Origin of the sequence: Micromonospora sp. NPDC049049, assembly GCF_040649115.1 — a bacterium.
Classification (GTDB): domain Bacteria; phylum Actinomycetota; class Actinomycetes; order Mycobacteriales; family Micromonosporaceae; genus Micromonospora.
In genome coordinates, this window is record NZ_JBEZEX010000004.1 from 242,066 (window position 1) to 261,497 (window position 19,432).

General features: G+C 71.2%; 17 protein-coding genes and 1 riboswitch. Of the genes, 10 read left to right on the plus strand and 7 right to left on the minus strand.

Annotation, left to right across the window (positions count from 1 at the left end; all coding sequences use genetic code 11):
• Nucleotides 1-2: 2 nt before the first annotated feature.
• Entirely contained in the window at nucleotides 3-1,346 is a 1,344-nt protein-coding gene (locus AB0B68_RS07050; protein ID WP_357258243.1) for a PLP-dependent aminotransferase family protein, read from the plus strand.
• Between the two features lie 67 nt (nucleotides 1,347-1,413).
• Nucleotides 1,414-1,674: a hypothetical protein gene (locus AB0B68_RS07055; protein ID WP_357205073.1), complete on the plus strand. Its 261-nt coding sequence runs from the start codon at nucleotides 1,414-1,416 to the stop codon at nucleotides 1,672-1,674.
• Between the two features lie 125 nt (nucleotides 1,675-1,799).
• Here AB0B68_RS07055 and AB0B68_RS07060 read toward each other — a convergent pair whose 3' ends face one another.
• Nucleotides 1,800-3,236 carry a glycine hydroxymethyltransferase gene (locus tag AB0B68_RS07060; protein WP_357205050.1) on the minus strand — a complete coding sequence of 479 codons (1,437 nt, stop codon included), beginning with the start codon at nucleotides 3,234-3,236 and terminating at the stop codon, nucleotides 1,800-1,802.
• A gap of 19 nt (nucleotides 3,237-3,255) precedes the next feature.
• A riboswitch (ZMP/ZTP riboswitch) is annotated at nucleotides 3,256-3,345 on the minus strand.
• 149 nt (nucleotides 3,346-3,494) lie between these two features.
• Here AB0B68_RS07060 and AB0B68_RS07065 point away from each other — a divergent pair.
• Nucleotides 3,495-4,301 carry an SDR family NAD(P)-dependent oxidoreductase gene (locus AB0B68_RS07065; protein ID WP_357205047.1) on the plus strand — a complete coding sequence of 269 codons (807 nt, stop codon included), beginning with the start codon at nucleotides 3,495-3,497 and terminating at the stop codon, nucleotides 4,299-4,301.
• Nucleotides 4,302-4,523: 222 nt separating this feature from the next.
• Here AB0B68_RS07065 and AB0B68_RS07070 read toward each other — a convergent pair whose 3' ends face one another.
• The 3 genes from AB0B68_RS07070 to AB0B68_RS07080 form a co-directional block, all read right to left on the minus strand.
• A complete protein-coding gene (locus tag AB0B68_RS07070; RefSeq protein ID WP_357205044.1) occupies nucleotides 4,524-5,024 on the minus strand; it encodes a hemerythrin domain-containing protein in 501 nt (166 codons plus the stop codon).
• 79 nt (nucleotides 5,025-5,103) lie between these two features.
• Nucleotides 5,104-5,973 (minus strand): NAD(P)H-hydrate dehydratase, encoded by an 870-nt coding sequence (locus AB0B68_RS07075; protein ID WP_357258245.1) that lies wholly within the window; start codon nucleotides 5,971-5,973, stop codon nucleotides 5,104-5,106.
• The gene (locus tag AB0B68_RS07080) at nucleotides 5,957-6,688 is read right to left on the minus strand and encodes a histidine phosphatase family protein (RefSeq protein WP_357205039.1); all 732 of its coding nucleotides are present in this window, start codon (nucleotides 6,686-6,688) and stop codon (nucleotides 5,957-5,959) included. Before AB0B68_RS07080 ends, AB0B68_RS07075 begins: the two co-directional genes overlap by 17 nt.
• Before the next feature lie 123 nt (nucleotides 6,689-6,811).
• Here AB0B68_RS07080 and AB0B68_RS07085 point away from each other — a divergent pair, with 123 nt between their 5' ends.
• Complete coding sequence (locus AB0B68_RS07085) at nucleotides 6,812-7,138, plus strand: hypothetical protein (RefSeq protein WP_357258247.1); 327 nt, start codon at nucleotides 6,812-6,814, stop codon at nucleotides 7,136-7,138.
• 101 nt (nucleotides 7,139-7,239) lie between these two features.
• Nucleotides 7,240-8,211 carry a DNA primase small subunit domain-containing protein gene (locus AB0B68_RS07090; RefSeq protein WP_357205033.1) on the plus strand — a complete coding sequence of 324 codons (972 nt, stop codon included), beginning with the start codon at nucleotides 7,240-7,242 and terminating at the stop codon, nucleotides 8,209-8,211.
• Between the two features lie 9 nt (nucleotides 8,212-8,220).
• Here the strand turns inward: AB0B68_RS07090 and AB0B68_RS07095 are convergent, their stop codons facing one another.
• Nucleotides 8,221-8,664: an Lrp/AsnC family transcriptional regulator gene (locus AB0B68_RS07095; RefSeq protein ID WP_355008035.1), complete on the minus strand. Its 444-nt coding sequence runs from the start codon at nucleotides 8,662-8,664 to the stop codon at nucleotides 8,221-8,223.
• A 135-nt stretch (nucleotides 8,665-8,799) separates the two neighbouring features.
• On the opposite strand from AB0B68_RS07095, the gene pdhA reads away from it, so the two are divergent.
• From pdhA to AB0B68_RS07115, 4 genes are all read left to right on the plus strand, one after another.
• Nucleotides 8,800-9,999 carry a pyruvate dehydrogenase (acetyl-transferring) E1 component subunit alpha gene (pdhA, locus tag AB0B68_RS07100; RefSeq protein ID WP_357205068.1) on the plus strand — a complete coding sequence of 400 codons (1,200 nt, stop codon included), beginning with the start codon at nucleotides 8,800-8,802 and terminating at the stop codon, nucleotides 9,997-9,999.
• A complete protein-coding gene (locus AB0B68_RS07105) occupies nucleotides 9,996-11,000 on the plus strand; it encodes an alpha-ketoacid dehydrogenase subunit beta (protein ID WP_181539337.1) in 1,005 nt (334 codons plus the stop codon). Before pdhA ends, AB0B68_RS07105 begins: the two co-directional genes overlap by 4 nt.
• Nucleotides 10,985-12,349, plus strand: coding sequence for a dihydrolipoamide acetyltransferase family protein (locus AB0B68_RS07110; protein ID WP_357258290.1), 1,365 nt, complete (start codon nucleotides 10,985-10,987; stop codon nucleotides 12,347-12,349). Before AB0B68_RS07105 ends, AB0B68_RS07110 begins: the two co-directional genes overlap by 16 nt.
• A 240-nt stretch (nucleotides 12,350-12,589) precedes the next feature.
• Nucleotides 12,590-14,269: a right-handed parallel beta-helix repeat-containing protein gene (locus AB0B68_RS07115; protein ID WP_357205061.1), complete on the plus strand. Its 1,680-nt coding sequence runs from the start codon at nucleotides 12,590-12,592 to the stop codon at nucleotides 14,267-14,269.
• A gap of 118 nt (nucleotides 14,270-14,387) precedes the next feature.
• Here the strand turns inward: AB0B68_RS07115 and AB0B68_RS07120 are convergent, their stop codons facing one another.
• Together AB0B68_RS07120 and AB0B68_RS07125 are read right to left on the minus strand one after the other, a co-directional pair.
• Nucleotides 14,388-16,487: a PQQ-dependent sugar dehydrogenase gene (locus tag AB0B68_RS07120; RefSeq protein WP_357258249.1), complete on the minus strand. Its 2,100-nt coding sequence runs from the start codon at nucleotides 16,485-16,487 to the stop codon at nucleotides 14,388-14,390.
• A 23-nt stretch (nucleotides 16,488-16,510) separates the two neighbouring features.
• Nucleotides 16,511-17,476, minus strand: a complete 966-nt coding sequence (locus AB0B68_RS07125) for a sugar phosphate isomerase/epimerase (protein ID WP_357258251.1) — start codon at nucleotides 17,474-17,476, stop codon at nucleotides 16,511-16,513.
• Between the two features lie 637 nt (nucleotides 17,477-18,113).
• On the opposite strand from AB0B68_RS07125, the gene AB0B68_RS07130 reads away from it, so the two are divergent.
• On the plus strand, nucleotides 18,114-19,382 hold the full coding sequence (locus tag AB0B68_RS07130; protein WP_357206067.1) for an Ig-like domain-containing protein: 1,269 nt from the start codon (nucleotides 18,114-18,116) through the stop codon (nucleotides 19,380-19,382).
• Nucleotides 19,383-19,432 lie beyond the last annotated feature (50 nt).

The following is a 19,432-nucleotide window of genomic DNA, read 5'->3' on the forward strand; positions in this document are numbered from 1 at the left end:
GGATGAGCGCTGCCGAACCGGTCGACCTGACCGTCGCCGACCTGCACCCCGCGCTGGGCGATCCGGCGCTGACCTCGATGAACTTCCTCAACGAGGTGTCCGAGCGGCACCCGACGGCGGTGTCCCTCGCGGCCGGCCGGCCGTACGAGGAGTTCTTCGACGTCGCGGCGGTGCACCGGCACCTGGACACCTTCCACCGGCACCTCGTCGACGACCTGGGGCACCGACCCGAGCAGGCCCGGCGGCTGCTGCTGCAGTACGGCCGGACCAAGGGCATCGTGCACCACCTGATCGCCCGCAACCTCGCCGTCGACGAGGGGATCACCGTCGACCCGGAGGACGTGGTGGTGACCGTCGGCTGCCAGGAGGCCATGTTCCTGGTGCTGCGGGCGTTGCGGGCCGGGCCGGCGGATGTGCTGCTCGCGGTCTCCCCGACCTACGTCGGCCTGACCGGGGCGGCCCGGCTGGTGGACCTGCCGGTGTGGCCGGTCGCCGGTGGGCCGACCGGGGTCGACCTGGCCGACCTGGCCGCCCAGGTGCGCCGGGCCCGGGCCGCAGGGCTGCGGCCGCGCGCCTGCTACCTGATGCCGGACTTCGCCAACCCCTCCGGCGTCAGTATCGACACCGCACACCGGCAACGGTTGCTGGACCTGGCGGCGCAGGAGGATCTGCTGCTGCTGGAGGACAACCCGTACGGACTGTTCCACAGCGACGACGGGCCGCGCCCGCCCACCCTGAAGGCGTTGGACACCGGCCGGCGGGTCGTCTACCTCGGCTCGTTCGCCAAGACCGTGCTCCCCGGGGCGCGGGTCGGCTACGTCGTCGCCGACCAGCGGGTCGGCGGCCCGGGCGGGCGGGTCGGCACGCTCGCCGACCAGCTCGCCATGATCAAGAGCATGGTCACCGTGAACACGTCACCCATCGCGCAGGCGGTGATCGGCGGCCGGCTGCTGGAGCACGGATGCAGCCTGGTCGCCGCCAACACCCGGGAGCGGTCCGCGTACACCAGGAATCTGCGCCACCTGGTGGCCGGCCTCACCCGGCGCTTTCTGGCTCAGCCGGCTCAGCCGGAGCACCCGGACCAGCCCGGGGTGCGGTGGACGGTGCCGGCCGGCGGGTTCTTCGTGGTGGTGACAGTGCCGTTCCCGGTCGACGACGCGTTGCTGGACCGATCGGCGCGCGACTACGGGGTGCTGTGGACGCCGATGGCGCACTTCTACGACGACTCCGCGCCGGTGCGCGCGTTGCGGTTGTCGGTGAGCGCTGTCACACCGGAGCAGATCGACGTCGGGCTGGATCGCCTCGCGGCGCTGATCACCGACGAGTTGACTCGCCGGGCGGGTTGACACACCGCGTTCATCGGATGGCAATGCGCGACGACCCGCGTGCCGCCGTCCTCGTTGGACGGTCATAATAAGCCGCATGGTTGCCTGGGAGTACGCCCTGCTCGTCCGTCGCTATCAGGGACAGGGCCGCAATTTTCACGTCTCGTTCGTCTGGTACGCGCCGGACGGGTCACGCAAGGACATCACCGCCTTCGGCGACACCGCCATCGCGCACCTCAACCGCGCCGGCCGAGAGGGGTGGGAGCTGGTCTCCGCCGCCGAGGACGTCAACAACGTCCAAGGCAGCACCGAAGTCCACCGCTACCACCTCAAGCGCCCCATGGCCTGACCCCGGCCCTCCGCCCCCGTCTCCGTCCCCGTCCGCGTCGATCATGGAGTTGTGGTGGTGGGCGAAAGTCGCTACCCGCCCTCATTCGGGCACCACAACTCCATGATCGACGCGAGTCGGTCGGGTCAGCTCAGGTCGATGCCGGGGTAGAGCGGGTACGTGGCCAGCAGGTCGGTGGCCTGGCGGGCGATCTTGTCGGCCAGGCCCGCGTCCAGCGTGTACTTCGCCTTCGACGGGGTGCCGTCGGCGTTGGCGCCGGCGGTGGTCTGGGTCAGCACGGTGTGGATCAGCTCGGCGGTCTGGTCCATCTCGGCGGTGCCCAGGCCCCGGGTGGTCAGCGCCGGGGTGCCGATCCGGATGCCGGAGGTGTACCAGGCGCCGTTCGGGTCCTGCGGAACCGAGTTGCGGTTGGTGACGATGCCCGAGTCGAGGAGGGCCTGCTCGGCCTGCCGGCCGGTGAGCCCGTAACCGGACACGTCGATCAGCACCAGGTGGTTGTCGGTGCCACCGGTGACGAGCTTCGCGCCCCGACGCAACAGCCCCTCGGCGAGGGCCTGCGAGTTGTCCACGATCCGCTGGGCGTAGTCGGCGAAGTCGGGCCGGCGGGCCTCGGCGAGCGCGACCGCCTTGGCGGCCATCACGTGCGGCAGCGGCCCGCCGAGCACCATCGGGCAGCCCCGGTCCACCTGGTCGGCCAGCTCCGGCTGGCAGAGCACCATGCCGCCGCGCGGGCCGCGCAACGACTTGTGGGTGGTGGTCGTGACGATGTGCGCGTGCGGCACCGGGTCGAAGTCGCCGGTGAACACCTTGCCGGCCACCAGGCCCGCGAAGTGCGCCATGTCGACCATGAAGGTCGCGCCGACCGAGTCGGCGATCTCGCGCAGGATCCGGAAGTTCACCTTCCGGGGGTACGCCGAGTAGCCGCCCACCAGGATCAGGGGCTTGAACTCGCGGGCCGCCTCGGCCACCCGGTCGTAGTCGATCAGACCGGTCGCCGGGTCGGTGCCGTAACTGCGCTGGTCGAACATCTTGCCGGAGATGTTCGGCCGGAAACCGTGGGTGAGGTGGCCGCCGGCGTCCAGCGACATGCCGAGCATCCGCTGGTTGCCCAGCTCGCGGCGCAGCGCGAACCAGTCGGCCTCGGTGAGGTCGTTGACCTGGCGGACCTGGGCCTTCTTCAGGGCGGGGGACTCCACCCGGTCGGCGAGCACCGCCCAGAAGGCGACCAGGTTGGCGTCGATGCCCGAGTGCGGCTGCACGTACGCGTGCGCGGCGCCGAACAGCTCCCGGGCGTGCTCGGCGGCGAGCGCCTCGACGGTGTCGACGTTCTGGCAGCCGGCGTAGAAGCGGCGGCCGACGGTGCCCTCGGCGTACTTGTCGCTGAACCAGTTGCCCATGGCCAGCAGGGTCGCCGGGGAGGCGTAATTTTCGCTGGCGATCAGCTTGAGTGACTCCCGCTGGTCGGTCAGCTCGGCGCCGATGGCGTCGGCGACCCGCGGCTCGACAGCCCGGATCACCTCAAGGGCACTCCGGAATGCGGTGGACTCTGCGTTGCGGGACATGCGACCTCCAACAGACGTGCGGGAAGGCCCAGGCGCTCGGCAAACGTCCACGTGACGAGGCCGCTCCCCGATGGTTCTCCATCCCCACGCGCCAGTAACGGCCCGGGAGGATCCTACCGGGCCGTTACTGGCCGTTCGGGCCGCCCTCCGGGAGGCGACCCCGCCAACGTGATTGGGCGATTCGACGCGGGGCACACGGTAGGTGACCACCGCGCCGTCACTGGTGCGGCCAGGTTTCGCACAGAAGGAGTCGACAACATGACCACACCCACCTCCGACCGGCCTCTCGCCCTGGTGACCGGGGCCTCCAGCGGGATCGGGTACGAGCTGGCGGCGCAGTTCGTCGAGCACGGCTTCGACCTGGTGATCGCGGCCGAGGACGACGGCATCGAGGCGGCCGCGCAGAAGCTGCGCCGCGACGGCGGCCCGCAGATCTGGTCGGTCCGCGTCGACCTGGCCCGCGAGCAGGGCGTGACGGAACTGGTGGCCGCCATCACCGCGACCGGGCGGCCGCTGGACGCGCTGGCCCTCAACGCCGGTCGGGGCGCCGGTGGCGCCTTCGTCGGCGGCACCGACCTCGCTGACGAGTTGGAGATCGTCGACCTCAACGTGCGCTCGACGGTGCACCTGGCGAAGCGGCTGCTGCCCGGGATGGTCGAGCGGGGCACGGGCCGGGTCCTGTTCACCTCGTCGATCGCCTCCACCATGCCGGGGCCGTTCCAGGCGGTGTACAACGCGTCGAAGTCGTTCGTGCAGTCCTTCGCCGAGGCGCTGCGTAACGAGCTGGAGGACACCGGCGTCACGGTGACCTCGCTGATGCCCGGGCCGACCGACACGGAGTTCTTCGACCGGGCCGACATGGAGGACACCCGGGTGGGCTCGGGCAGGAAGGACGACCCGGCGAAGGTCGCCGAGCAGGGCTTCGAGGCGATGATGAGGGGTGATCAGACGATCACCGCCGGCTCGCTGATCAACAAGGTGCAGACCGCCGCCGGCAAGATCATTCCGGACCGGCTCAAGTCCGAGCAGCACCGCCGGATGGCCGAACCAGGCTCAGGCAGCTAACCCCCGCCCCCGCCGCCGCGCCCCCCGGCCCTCGCCCCTCGTCCCGCGATCTTGCACTTTCTGTCGCGACAAAACGGCACGAGACGTCGCCAATCGGCAACAGGAAGTGCAAGATCGCGGGCCGGGCCGGGCCGGGGCGGGGCCGGGGCGGGGCGGGGCAGGGCGGGGCGGCACGACGAAGGGCCCGGCGTTGTGCCGGGCCCTTCGGTGTGAGCGGGTGCCTCAGGCCGTCACCGCATCGAGCGCCTTCTTGATCGCCTTCGGGGCGGTGGGGGTACGCGGCGCGTCCGCGCGCAGCGCGATCATCTTCTCGCCGATCTCCTGGAGCTGCTTGCGGCCCAGCGCGTCGCGGACCTTGGGAAACCACTCCTCCTCTTCCTCCTCGACGTGGTGCGTGACGTTCTCGATCAGCACCGTCGTCTTGGCGTTGAACCGCTCGTCGTCGGCGTCCATGCTGGCCAGCTCGGCGCAGAGCACATCGGCGACGTGGTGTTCCTCGTACGATTCGAGGATGTCGTCCTCCAGGTCGGGCAGCAGTCGGCGGACCTCCGGATACATCACCTCGTTCTCCAGGTAGGTGTGCACTGTCAGTGCCTCCAGGATCTGGTCCACCAACTTCTGCCGCTGGTTCGCCGGCCCCTCCTCGGCGTCCTGGAAGGCCTTGAACAGGCGGCGCATTTCCTTGTGGTCCTCTTTGAGCAGGACGATGGCATCGGTCGACACCGGTATGACCTCCCTGACGAGTCTCGGCTGGTGGGGATCCGGTACCCCCACGCCGAACGCGGAAACAGGTGAAACCGCCTCAGACCATCGCCAGGGTTCGGGGGATTTCGTCGAGCAGCTCCCGAGCCAGAAAGCCGATCCGGCCGTAGCGGGGGATCAGCCGCTGGCCGCTCACCGAGTGCGCGAACGAGCCCCAGCAGGCCGCCTGCGCCGGGTCGGCACCCCGGGACAACAGCCCCGCCAGCAACCCGGCGAGCACGTCCCCGCTGCCGGAGGTGCCCAGCCCGGCGTCGCCGCTCTCCTCCCGCCAACCCCGCCCGTCCGGTGCGGCCACGTGCCCGTACAGCGACACCACCGCCTCGTACCGGGCGGCCAACTCGGCTGCCTCGGAGTCCAGGTCGTCGCCCGGCTCCCGCCCGAGCAGGTGCTCGGCCTCGGTGACGTTGGGGGTGAGAACCACGGGTCGACCCGAGCCGACCAGCAGGTCCGGTGAGTGGCTGAGCGCGCCGAGGGCGTACGCGTCGAGGACCAGCGACGTGTCCGGGCGGGCCGCCTCCAGGACCAGGCTCAGCAGACGGTTGGTCTCGTCGATCGCCTTCAGGCCGGGGCCGATCGCCACCACGTCGGCCTGCGTGACCAGGTCGCCGAGCTGGCCGTCCCGGTCGGCGGCGACCGCACCGTCGGTGGTTTCCGGCAGGCCGACCACGAGCGCCTCGGGCACCTGGATGCTCAGCGCGGCCGCGGTGGACTCGGCGGCGGCGAGCTGGAGCACCCCGGCACCGGCGCGCAAGGCGGCCACTCCGGCGAGCAGCACCGCGCCCGGCGTGAAGCGGGAACCGCCGACCACCAGCACGGTGCCCCGGCTCTCCTTCCCGCCCACCGGCACGGGCAGTGCCCAGTCCCGCAGCAACGCCGGGGTGATCACCTTCACCTCAGACCGGCTCGGCATGGATCTCGTCCTCCCTGGTCGGCTGGGCGCCCTGCTGACGCAGGTGCGCGACATCGTTGAAGGCGGTGAGAGCAAGGCGGCCGTCGTTCTCCGCAGACCACTCGGTGATCGAACAGTTGGCGATCACGTCCTGCCGGGTGAGCGCCATCAGCTCGTCCTCGGTCAACCCCTCCAGCAGATAGCGAAGCAGGAAGACCAGCGCGTCGTGGCCGAAGAGCAGTACCCGGCAACCGTCGTGGTCACGACGCAGGTCGCCCAGCAGCGTCCGCAGCCGCAACGCCACATCCGTCCAGGACTCCCCGCCCGGCGGCCGGTAGTAGAACTTGCCCAACCGCTCCCGACGTTCGGCCTCGTCCGGGTACCGCCGGCGCACCCCGTGCCCGGTCAGCCCGTCGAGGATGCCCAGCTCCCGGTCGCGCAGCCGCTCGTCGCGGTGGACGGGAATGTCGGTGCCGGCCAGCGCCAGCCGCGAGGTCTGCACCGCGCGCAGGTACGGCGACACGACCGCCACATCCGGGCGCCTCGCGTCCGGCAGTTCGGCCAGCCAACGGCCGGTGGCCCGAGCCTGCTCCTCGCCGGTCGCGGACAGCGGCACGTCGGCGTCGCGATGGGTGAGGTCGATCAGCTCCGCGCCCGACGCCTCGGCGTGCGTCGCCGCGACGTTCGCGGTGCTCTCGCCGTGCCGGACGATCCAGAGGGTTGCCAGTTCCGCCATGCGGCCCCCCTACCCGGGCGCCGCCGACGGTAACCGTGTCCGGTGGTGGCTGTCGGTTTCGGGGCAGCGCCGCGACCCGGTGATGCGAAACAATGTGCGCCGGACAGGTGACGGGGGTCAAGAATGACTGTCTTGCGAGGTCTGCGGGAAGCGGTCCTGTTGTTCGTGGTGGTCGGGGCGCTGGTCGCGGTCGCGGCGATGATCTGGGTGGCGGTCGCCGGCGGTGACTACGCCGCTCGGCTGGGCATCGGGTTGGTTGTGGTGGGCGGGCTCATCGGCATGACGGGCGACCTGACGATGAGTCGGATCGGCATGCTCGGCCCGCGCGCCACCTTCGGTGCCGCGCCGGAGCGGGAGACGGCCGGCGGTGGGCGTGTGCTCACCGGGGTCGGCGTCTTCCTCTTCGTCGGGCTGCCACTGGTCGTGGTCGGCGTGCTGCTGCTCACCTGAGCGAGCGCGTCATCGCTGCCGTCGAAGCCCCGCTCCGTCGGCGCCGCGCCAGTGTCCGCTCGGTGGCTGTACGGGGCGCTTGTGCGCCGTACCCTCAGGGCGTGGCCACGGCGGCGGAGGAGATCCAGGTGGGGGAGCGGCTGGTCCGCGTCTCCAGCCCTGACAAGCCGTACTTCCCGGAGCGTGGGCTGACCAAGCTGGACGTGGTCCGCTACTTCCTGGCGGTGGGCGACGGCATCCTGCGCGCGTTGCGGGACCGGCCGACCATGTTGGAACGCTGGCCCCGCGGTGTCTTCGAGGGCGCGACGATCGCCACCCGGCAGACCAACCGGGGCGACGCGTTCTACCAGAAGCGGCTGCCGGCCGGCGCGCCCGAGTGGGTGCGAACGGCGCACATCACGTTCCCCAGTGGCCGGACCGCCGACGAGGTCGCGCCGAGCGAGTTGGCAGTGGTCATCTGGGCAGCCAACCTGGGCACCCTGCGGTTCCACCCGTGGCCGGTCACCGCCGCCGACGTGGAACGCCCCGACCAGTTGCGCATCGACCTGGACCCGATGCCCGGCATCGGCTTCGAGCAGGTGGTGCCGGTGGCGCACGAGGTGCGGGCGTTCCTCGCCGAGCTGGGCATGACCGGCTACCCGAAGACCACCGGCGGTCGGGGGCTGCACGTCTACCTGTCGATCGAGCCGCGGTGGAGCTTCGGTGACTGCCGTCGGGCGGTGCTCGCGCTGGGCCGGGAGATGCAGCGCCGGCTGCCGGACCTGGTCACCACCACCTGGTGGCGCGACCAACGGGACCGGCCGGTCTTCGTCGACTACAACCAGATGGCCCGGGACCACACGGTGACCTCGGCGTACTCGATCCGGCCGACGCCGGCCGCGCTGGTCTCCGCGCCGCTGGACTGGTCGGAGCTGGATAAGGCCCGCCCGGAGGACTTCGACGTGCTCAGCATGCCGGCCCGGTTCGCCGAGCGCGGCGACCCGCACGCCGGCCTCGACGGTGACCGGCACTCGCTGGAACCGTTGCTGGAGTTGGCCGACCGCGACGGGCTGGAGGCCCCGCCGGAGCGCTGAGGCCGGCGGTCACGCCCAGGGGCTGCCAACCCCGTCGAACTCCTCGAAGACCAGCCAGGTGCGGGTGGACAGCACCCCCGGAATGCTCTGCACCCGACCCAGCACCACGTCGCGCAGCGCGGCGTTGTCCGGCGCGCGCACCAGCGCGAGCACGTCGTGGTCACCGCCGAGCAACGCGGCGTGCTCGATGTAGCGCACCTGGGCCAGCTCGGCCGACACCTCCCGCCAGGTGTTCTGCTCGATGGTCAGGGCGATGTACGCCGACGTGCCCAGCCCGGCCGCCTCGGGCGCCACCTGGGCCCGGAATCCGGTGATCACCCCGTCGCGCAGCAACCGCTCCACCCGCGCGTACGCGTTGGTGCGGGAAATGTGGATCCGCTCGGCGAGGGTACGCACCGACGTCCGACCGTCGCGGACCAGCTCGTCGAGGATCCGCCGGTCGACCTCGTCCAACGCTCGGGCCGATCGTCCCGATCCCGCGCCCCGGCCTGCGTCGTCGGCGGTCTCCTGGCTCACTGGTACGCCCTCCGCATGCCAACCGTCCCGCCTTCTGTGTCGATCTTGAGTCAATCATCCACAAGCGGAAGCATAGGCTCACCACACGTCCCAGGAGGTTCCGCCGTGACGACCACTCCCCAGGCGGTCCGCAGGGCATCCCCGCGCACCCGTCGAACGGTCACCCCGCCCGACCCGGCGCGCTCGTTGCTACCGGACGCCGAGCCGGTCCGCCTGCTCGCCGAGAACGGAACGCCGCTGCCCGCCCGCGCCGACTACCCCGAACCACCCGCCGAGGTGCTGCGCGAGCTGTACCGCCGGATGGTGCTCGGCCGCCGATTCGACACCCAGGCGACCGCCCTGACCAAGCAGGGTCGGCTGGCCGTCTACCCGTCCTCGCGGGGCCAGGAGGCGTGCCAGGTCGGCGCGGTCCTCGCGGTCCGCGACACCGACTGGGTCTTCCCCACGTACCGCGAGTCGATGGCGCTGGTTGCCCGAGGCATCGACCCCGTCGAGGTGCTCACCCTGCTGCGCGGCGACTGGCACTGCGGCTACGACCCGACCGAGGTGCACACCGCGCCGCAGTGCACCCCCCTCGCCACCCAGTGCGTGCACGCCGCCGGACTGGCGCACGGCGAGGCGTATCAGGGCCGCGACACCGTGGCGCTGGCCTTCATCGGTGACGGCGCCACCAGCGAGGGCGACTTCCACGAGGGGATCAACTTCGCCGCCGTGTTCAAGGCGCCGGTGGTCTACTTCGTGCAGAACAACAGGTACGCGATCAGCGTCCCGCTGTCGCGGCAGACCGCCGCGCCGTCGCTGGCCTACAAGGGCGTCGGCTACGGCGTACCCAGCGAGCAGGTCGACGGCAACGACCCGGTCGCGGTGCTCGCCGTGCTCACCCGCGCGGTCGCCCACGCCCGGGCCGGCAAGGGGCCCTTCCTGGTCGAGGCGCACACCTACCGGATGGAGCCGCACACCAACGCCGACGACGCCACTCGCTACCGCGACGGCGCCGAGGTCGACGCCTGGCGGGACCGGGACCCGGTCGCCCGCCTGGAGACCTACCTGCGCGCCCGCGGTGTGCTCGACGACGCGGCCGTCGCCGAGATCGCCGAGCAGGCCGAGGCGTACGCGGCGGACCTGCGGACCCGGATGAACGAGCAGCCCACAGTCGATCCGCTGAGCCTGTTCGACCACGTCTACGCCGAGCCCACCCCGCAGCTTGTCGAACAGCGTGAGCAGGTCCGCGCCGAGCTGGCCGCCGCGCACGCCGAGGAGGGCGACGCCTGATGGCCACCACCATGGCGAAGGCGCTCAACACCGCGCTCGCCGACGCGCTCGCCGCCGACGACCGGGTCGTCGTCTTCGGTGAGGACGTCGGCGCGCTTGGCGGCGTCTTCCGGATCACCGACGGCCTCCAGGCCCGCTTCGGCGAGAACCGTTGCTTCGACACCCCCCTCGCCGAGGCCGGCATCGTCGGCTTCGCCGTCGGCATGGCCATGTCCGGCCTGCGCCCGGTGGTCGAGATGCAGTTCGACGCGTTCGCGTACCCGGCGTTCGAGCAGATCGCCTCCCACGTGGCGAAGCTGCGCAACCGCACCCGGGGCGCGCTGAGCGTGCCGATCGTCATCCGCGTGCCGTACGCGGGCGGGATCGGCGGGGTCGAGCACCACTGCGACTCGTCCGAGGCGTACTACGCGCACACTCCCGGACTGAAGGTGGTCACCCCGGCGACCGTCGACGACGCGTACTCGCTGCTGCGCGAGGCCATCGAGGACCCCGACCCGGTGGTCTTCATGGAGCCCAAGAAGCTCTACTTCGCCAGCGCCGAGGCGTCCCTGCCGACCCGCAACGAGCCGTTCGGCCGGGCCGTCGTGCGCCGGCCCGGACGCGACGCCACCCTGGTGGCGTACGGACCGGCGGTGCCGGTCGCGCTGGAGGCCGCCGAGGCCGCCCGGGAGGAGGGATGGGACCTGGAGGTCGTCGACGTACGCACCATCGTGCCGTTCGACGACGAGACCATCACCGCCTCGGTCCGGCGTACCGGCCGGTGCGTGGTGATCCAGGAGGCGCCCGGCTTTGCGGGCGTCGGCGCGGAGATCGCCGCCCGGGTGCAGGAGCGCTGCTTCCACGCGCTGCACGCCCCGGTGCTGCGGGTCGCCGGGCTGGACATCCCCTACCCGGCGCCGATGCTGGAGCACACCCACCTGCCCGGCGTGGACCGGGTGCTCGACGCGGTCGCCCGCCTTCAGTGGGACGACCAGCCGGACGCGCGTTGGGCGGCGGCATGACCATCGTCGAACGGACGCAGGTCTTCCTCCTGCCCGACCTGGGCGAAGGGTTGAGCGAGGCCGAGATCGTCGAGTGGCGGGTCGCCGTGGGTGACGTGGTCACCGTCGACCAGAGCGTGGTCGAGGTGGAGACCGCCAAAGCCGTCGTCGACGTGCCCTGCCCGTACGCCGGCCGGGTGGTCACCCTGCACGGCGCGGCCGGTGAGGTACGCCCGGTCGGCCAGCCGTTGATCACCATCGCGCCGCTGGACGGGGGCGACGAGCCCGCCGGGCACGCCACCTACCGCGAGGAGGAACGGGCCGGTTCGGGCAACGTGCTGATCGGGTACGGCACCGGCCACGGCACCGCCACCCGCCGTCGGCGTCGGCCCCGCCTGGCGGTGGCCCCCGAACCGGCTGACGCCGGCCCGACCGGCGGCACCGGCGCGGCTGCCGGTGCCGTGTCGCGCGACCCGGCAGCGCCCTCCGCCGCCCTGGTCATCTCCCCGATAGTGCGGCGGTTGGCCCGTGAGCACGGCGTCGACCTCGACACGGTGCGGGGCACCGGACCCGGGGGTGTGATCCGCCGCGCCGACGTGGAGGCCGCGCTGACCGCGCCCGCCGCCCGGCTCGCCGCCGTGCCGGACCCGCAGGTCGGGTCGGCCCCGGCCGGGGACGGCGACGTCATCGTCGCGCTGACCGGCGTCCGCAAGGTGATCGCCGACAAGCTCTCCCGCAGCCGGCGGGAGATCCCGGAGGTGACCATCTGGGTCGACGTGGACGCCACCGGGCTGTTGGAGACCCGCGCCGCGATCAACGCCGCGACGCCCGACGCGCCGGTGAGCATCCTGGCCCTGCTGGCCCGGATCTGCCTCAGCGGACTACGCCGGTTCCCGCAGCTCAACGCCCGGGTCGACACCGAGGCGCAGCGCATCGTCCAGTCCGCCGGGGTGCACCTCGGCATCGCCGCGCAGACCGACCGGGGGCTCCTGGTGCCGGTGATGCGCGACGCCCAGCGGCTCACCACCGCCGAGCTGGCCGCCGAACTGGCGGCCACCACGGCCGCCGCGCGGGCCGGCACCCTGCCCCCGGCCCGGCTGACCGGTGGCACCTTCACCCTGAACAACTACGGGGTGTTCGGCGTCGACGGCTCCACGCCGATCATCAACCACCCCGAGGCGGCCCTGCTCGGGATCGGGCGGATCGTGGACAAGCCGTGGGTGGTCGACGGGCAGCTCGCCGTCCGCAAGGTGACCCAGCTCAGCCTCACCTTCGACCATCGGGTCTGCGACGGCGGGGTGGCCGGCGGCTTCCTGCGGCACGTCGCCGACTGCGTGGAGCGACCGGCGCTGCTGATCGCCGCCGTCTGACGCGTACCCCCTCGGCCCCGGCGCCGCCCGTGCGGCGCCGGGGCCGGCGCACGTCCAGGCCTCCCCGGCGGTGTCATCGGGCCGGCGGCATCGGGCCGGCGGTGTCATCGGGCCGGCGGTGTCATCGGGCCGGCGTCATCGGGCCGGCGGCGTCATCGGGTCGGGGTTTCCCGGCGGCCTCACCGGGAAGTCGGCCCCGCCGGAACGCACCGAACGCGTCGAAGGGAGCCCGCCGTGGCCGTGGCGAACGAGCTGCTGTTGAACTCGGTCCGGGTACGACGGCCCGCCTCGGCCGGCGCGCCGCTGTACTGCGACGCGCTGGAGTACGGGCTCACCGGTGACGGCGCGACCAACGACCAGCCGGCGCTGGCCGCCCTCGTGGACCGCCTCGGCGCCGGGTACGCCTCGGACGGACGGGCCCGGGTCATCTACTGCCCGCCGGGCATCTACTCGATCCGGGACGCGGGCACCGTGTGGCGCAGCGGTGTGTCGCTGATCGGGGCCGGCCCGGCGGCGACCCGGTTCATGCTCAGCAACGAGGGCAACCGGGCCGACCCCACCCCGTTGGCCTTCTGGACCACCGTGCAGCACGGCGCCGACCGGGACCGGCACATCGCCGACTGCACCTTCTCCGACTTCCAGATCGACGGCTCCGGCGTCGCCATGGCCGAGTACAACTACCTGGCCAAGGGCCTCGGCCTCCAGTACGTGGTGCGGGGCGTCTTCCGCAACCTCTACATCCACCACACCGCCGCCACCGGGCTGGGCTGCGACTTCCTCCAGGACTCGCTGATCGACGGCGTGGTGGTGGTCGGCTGTGGCCGACTGGACAACGGCGAGCAGATGGGTGGCGCTGGCATCGGGATCGGCATCGGTGGCTGGGGAGCGGTGGAGCGGCTGACCATCGCCAACTGCACCGCCCTGGCCAACGGCACCAACGGGATCTTCCTGGAGCTGCAGAAGGACTACTGGGCGCCGCCGCGCGGATACCGCATCGTCGGCTGCCACAGTCAGGGCAACCGCTTCGGCATCTCCGACTGGGGCGCCGACGGCCTGATCGTCTCCGCCTGCACGATGACCGGAAACCTGGAGACCGGGTTCGACGTGTCGGCGCAGGGCACCTCGTCGGTGGCCGGCCGGGGTGGGCTACTCACCGACTGCGTCATCGACGGCAACATGTACGACGGGGTCAGCATCGGTAACAGCCCTGGCCCGTACACCGTCCGAGGCAACCGGATCAGCGGCAACGGCCGGTACGGTTATCACTCGCACGACCTCGGGCGCGGCTACCGGGGCTCGATCCGGGACGTGGTGATCGAGAGCAACGAGTTCTGGGGCAACGGCCTCGACGCGATCCGGATCGACCACCAGATGACCGACGCGGTGCTGCTCAACAACCGGATCCGCAACAACGGACGGCAGTACGGCGAGGGCACCGGCGGTACCGGTGACGCCGTCCGCTACAGCGAGCGGTCCCTGGTGGACCGGTCGGCCAACTGGCCGCACGACGGGCACCGGGGCAAGGTCCTGCGGGTCGGGAAGGCGGTGGCCATGGTGGCCTCCAACACCGGCGACGAACTCACCCTCGCCCCGGTCCGCCCGGACGCGTTCAGCGCGTGGAGCGGGGACGTGCCACCGCCGGGATGCGGATACGAGCTGGCCGCCGCACCGAAGCTGCGGGCCGGCATCACCGTCGACGCGCCGTTCGACTCGGCGACCATCCGGGGCAACCGGGTGTGGGACAACCACGACAACCCGACCCAGACGCACGGGCTGTGGATCACCGAGCGGGGCAGTTGCGTGGACTGCCGGGTCGAGGACAACGACCTGGCCGGCAACGCCGACGAGGGCATGCGACTCGACACCCCGCCGGTGGGCGGACGGTGGCGGGACAACCACGTGGACAGCGACTGGAGCTGACCCGACGTCGGTCGCCGTCGGGACGCCAGGGCGATGGCGACGGCGAGACCCGGAAGCTGAACGACGTGCGGCGGCGGCCGGAAGGATCCGGCCGCCGCCACTGTCGTGGTGAAACCGATCAGCCGGCCAGACCGGCAACCGGGGTCGGGTCCAGCACCACGGTCGCCGAAGCGGACTGCGGGGGTACGCCCGGGTCGGTCGGGGCGTCGGTGTACTCCGCGACGAACACCGCGGTCAGGTTGTCCGCGCCGCTGTGCCCACCGTCGAGGAAGGTGGGGATGCTTCCGGAGCAACCCGTCGAGGTGGACAGCGGGTGCCCGTGCTCATCGTGCCCGAGCACGTAGGTGACCTTTACCCGGGAGCAGTCCACCGGCAGGTCGTCGGTGACCTTCACCTCGTACGCGACGGTCTGCCCGAACTGGAACGGCTGCCCGGCCTCCGGGGCGACGAACTCGATGACCGGCGCGGTCGGCCCGACCACCAGCGGCAGGGACGCCGAGGCGGACCGTCCGGTGCGGTCGGTGACCTTCAACGTCGGCGTGTACGAGCCGTTCTCCGGGAACGTCCAGCTCGCGTTCGGAGCGGTGCTGTCCACCGAGCCGTCCGCGTTGAAGTCCCACGCGTAGCTGAGCTTGTCACCGTCCGGGTCGGTCGTGCCGGCGCTGGAGAACGCGACGGTCAGCGGGGCCTGCCCAACGGTCGGGGTGCCACTGATCTTCGGGATCGGCGTCCGGTTGCCCCGCACGAAGTCGATCCGGGACAGCTGCGCGTCCGGGTTCTCAGCGAAGTAACCGTCGCCGTACTCCAGGACGTAGAGCGCGCCGTCCGGGCCGAACTCCATGTCCATCGGGTTGTCCACTACCAGCGACGGCGCCACCGGACGGATGTCGTCGACATCGCCGTCCTCGTCGAGGCGGAACTCCTTGATGTAGTCGCGGGACCACTCGTAGAACAGCGGCACCCCGTCGTAGTAGGCCGGCCAGCGGGTGCGCGACGTGCTGGTCCCGTCGTACTCGTACGCGGGGCCGCCCATCGGAGAGATGCCGCCAGAGCCCAGCTGCGGGAACTCGGCCGAGGGTGCGGCGGCGTACCAGACCTCCGGCTGCTCGACCGGCGGCAGCACGCGCTTGCCGGTGTTGTGCGGTGAGTCGTTGACCGGGCGCTTGCAGTTGAATTTGGCGCCGGACTCACCGGTGGCGAAGTCGTAGTCGTTGTAGGCGATCGTCGGCGTCACGCAGTACGGCCAGCCGTAGTTCGCCGGCTTGTCGACGCGCATCCACCGGCCGTGCCCGGCCGGCCCGCGCTCCGGGTTCGGGTTGGACGCGTCCGGGGAGTAGTCGCCCACGTACACGTCGTCGGTCCGCTTGTCGACGGAGAACCGGAACGCGTTGCGTAGCCCCATCGCGTAGATCTCAGGGCGGGTCTGCGCCGTGCCGGCCTTGAACAGGTTGCCGGCCGGCACCGTGTAACCACCACCGGCCTTGACCTTGATGCGCAGCAGCTTGCCGCGCAGGTCGTTGGTGTTGGCCGAGGTGCGCTGAGCGTCGTACGCCGGGTTGCGGTCGGCCCGCTCGTCGATCGGGATGTAGCCGTCGGAGGCGAACGGGTTGGTGTCGTCACCCGTCGACAGGTACAGGTTGCCCTTGCTGTCGAAGTCGATCTGGCCGCCGACGTGGCAGCAGATGCCCCGGTCGGTGGGCACGTCGATGATCTGCTGCTCGCTGGCGAGGTTCAGCCTCTGCCCGTCCAGCTTGAACCGGGACAGCCGCAGCGCGCCCTTGAAGCGCTGCCAGTCCGCCTCGGTGCCGGTCTCCGGCGCGTCGCCCTCGTTGACGCCGGGAGTCGCCGGGTCGTCCACCGGCGTGTCCATCGGCGGCGAGTAGTAGAGGTACACCCACTTGTTCTGGGCGAAGTTCGGGTCGATGGCGACGCCCTGCAACCCCTCCTCGTCGTGCTCGTACACCGGAATGTCGGCGGCGATGGTGTTCAGCCCGGTGCGCGGGTCGTGGATGCGGACCTCACCGGTACGGGAGGTGTGCAGCACCCGCAGGTCGGGCAGGACGGCGAGGCTCATCGGCTCGCCCGGGAAGTCGTTCAGTGTCACTTTCTGGAAGCTGCTGTCCGGCGGCGCGGCTGGCGCTGCGGACGCTGCCGACGGTGGTACGGCCAGACCGGCCGTCACCAACAGCAGGGCGGACGCGAATGCGGTCCTGTTCATCAGGTGAGTCCCCCGGGGTGGTTTCAGTACCGAAGTGAAGCGAGAAAGTCGAAGCCGACGCGAGCGGTGTCCAGTGCGTCGGCGGGGGAGCGCGGCGCGGTGCCCGCGTCGTCGCGCTCCACGATGTACTCCTCGATGCCGGCTTCCCGCTCGTGGGCGAAGATGCGGCCGAAATCGATGAGGCCGTCGCCGAGGTCGGCGAAACCACCCTCGACGTCGAGGTCCTTGACGTGCACCTGGCGGATCCGGCCGCGGTTGGCACGGATCACGTCGACCGGGTCGTGGGCGCCCCGCCAGGTCCAGTAGAGGTCCAGCTCGAAGTGCACCAGCCGGGAATCGGTCTGCGAGCTGAGGATGTCGAACCCGGTCGAGCCGCCGGTCAGCGGCACGAACTCGAGCTGGTGGTTGTGGTAGCCGAAGTCCAGCCCCGCGCGTTCGGCGAGCCGACCGGCGCGGTTCAGGTCCCGAGCCAGGGCCCGGTAGACGGCGGGGTCGCGGATCGGCTGACCGCTCGCGTCCCGACCGAAGTACGGATGGACGATCTTCTTGCAGCCCACCACGTTGGCGTCGGCGAGAGCCTGCTCCCAGGTGGCCGCGTCGAACGGCTGCGGGATGCCGACGTGACCGGAGGTGGAACGCAGCCCGGCCTCGTCGAGCGCGGCCCGGAACTGTGCGGCGGTGCGTCCGACGAAACCGGCGTGCTCCACTCGCCGGTAGCCGATCCGACGCAGCGCGTCCAAGGTGCCGGGCAGGTCGGCGGCGAGCTGGTCACGCAGCGTGTAGAGCTGAATGCTGATCCGGTCCACCGGCACCCGGCGGCGGCCCTGGGCCTGCCCGGTGGTCGCGGCGGGCGCGGCGACGGCTGGGCCGCCGAGCAGACCGGCGGCGCCGACAGCGGCCGCGGAGACAGTCGCGGCGCGCAGCACTCCCCGCCGGCTGACCGGCTCGGACACCGGTGCCGGCCCCGGTCGGTTGAGTTGTTGATCCATGGTGGTGGTCCCTTCCTGACGGCTGGGACGCCGTCGGCGGCGGTCGACCTGACTGCCGTCCGCCGGGCGCGCCGAACCGGCCGGAGGCGGGCTCCGGCTGGACGGTGAGGGACGGCGCGGGTGCGGCCCGGACCCATCGGGAGCGGAACGCGGCGACCCGGCAGAGGTGGCGGCAAGTTGATCGACGAATGGGCAACCCTCTATCTAGATCCAGACCTTACCCTTGCCTCCGGACGAAGGCAAAGCTTTGTCGCGTTCGCCGGAAGTTTCGCTTCAACTGACAAAAGTCCGCCCACGAGGTGCGCCACCGGGCCTGAGCTTCTACTTCCAGTGGGGTTCCTGGAAGTCGCCGTGTCAGGACGGCCAGGATGCCCCAACTTCCTTGAAGCCGAGTCGATCATGAGCCGGGTCGACGGTGCCGCCGCCTCCGCTCGCCATTCGGACAGTCGACGTTGCGTCGCTCAAGCGGAGCAAAGCGCATGACACGGGTCGGTTGAACCCCTGTCTGGGCCAAGCGGAGCATTGTTGGAAAATGGGTCGATAAATGCGCGGCCAATTATTTCCGAATGCCGCGAATGGTCCCGTCAAGCGGGCAAGAATGCGGAGGAGGGAAGTCGAAAAACGGGGGGACTGAAACATGACGTCTAGGCGGCGATTGACGCTGTTGGCGGTAACCATCGCAGCGGCACCACTCGTCCTGGGTGCGTGCACCGTCGACCGGGGTTCGGCGACCGGCTCGGCCAAGAAGCACGCCGCCCCACCGGAACTCGCCGTGACGCCGGGGGACAAGGCCCGGGACGTCCCGGTCAGCGCCGAGGTGGGCACCGTGGTCAAGGGTGGACGGGTCACCGGCGTGCGGCTCACTGACGACAAGGGCAAGCAGGTCAACGCCGAACCGCGCGAGGACGGGTCCGGCTGGGTGCCGAGCGCCCCGCTGCAACCACGACGGACCTACACCGCGGAGGTGACCGCGACCGGTGACTCCGGTGCCACCACCACCCGCACCACCACGTTCACGACGATGGCCAAGTCGACCAAGCCGCAGATCACCAGCACCCTCTATTTCAACGGCAATCGGACGTACGGCACGGCGATGCCGGTAACGGTTGCCTTCGACCCAGGAATTCCGAAAGAGGCCAGGGCGGATGTCCAGCGGCGGTTGTTCGTAAAGACGAATCCGCCGCAACCGGGTGCCTGGTCGTGGCTTGAAGATGGAAGCCAGGTCTATTACCGGGCCCCCGATTTCTGGAAGCCCGGGACCACCATCAGTGTGCGGGCCGGTCTGGAGGGTCTGCCGATCGGAAAGAAGTTGGTCGGCGACGCCGAGCGGACCGCGACCTCCAAGATCGGACGGCAGGTCTCGCTGGAGATCGACAACGCCACCAAGCAGATGACCGTCCTGCGCGACGGCAAGCAGGTACGCCGGATCCCGGTGAGCCTGGGTAAGCCGAGCACGCCGAGTTCCAGCGGCAAGATGGTGATCATGGAAAAGCACGAGCGGGTCACCTTCGACACCCGGGGTGAGCCGAACGGTGGCTACGTGGTCGACGTCGACGACGCCCAGCGCTACACCTGGGGCGGCGAGTTCATCCACTCCGCGCCCTGGTCGGAGGGGGACCAGGGCAACACCAACGTCTCGCACGGTTGCGCGAACGTATCCGCCACCGCGGCCGACTGGCTGATGGGGGTGACGCAGGTCGGTGACCTGGTCACCGTCAAGGGCACCGAGGTGGAGCTACAGCCGGGCAACGGCTGGACCGCGTGGAACGTGAGCTGGGACGAGTTCGCCAAGGGCAGCGCCCTGCCGGTGCCGCCCGGGCTCAAGCCCGCGCCGGTCGCCCCGGCGCACCCGGGCGCGGTGGCCGGCGGATCGCCCGCACCGGCACCCTCCGTCAGCGGCCGCTGAGCGGAAGAACGGGGCCGGTCCGCACGACGACGGTAGTCCCGTCGCCCGTA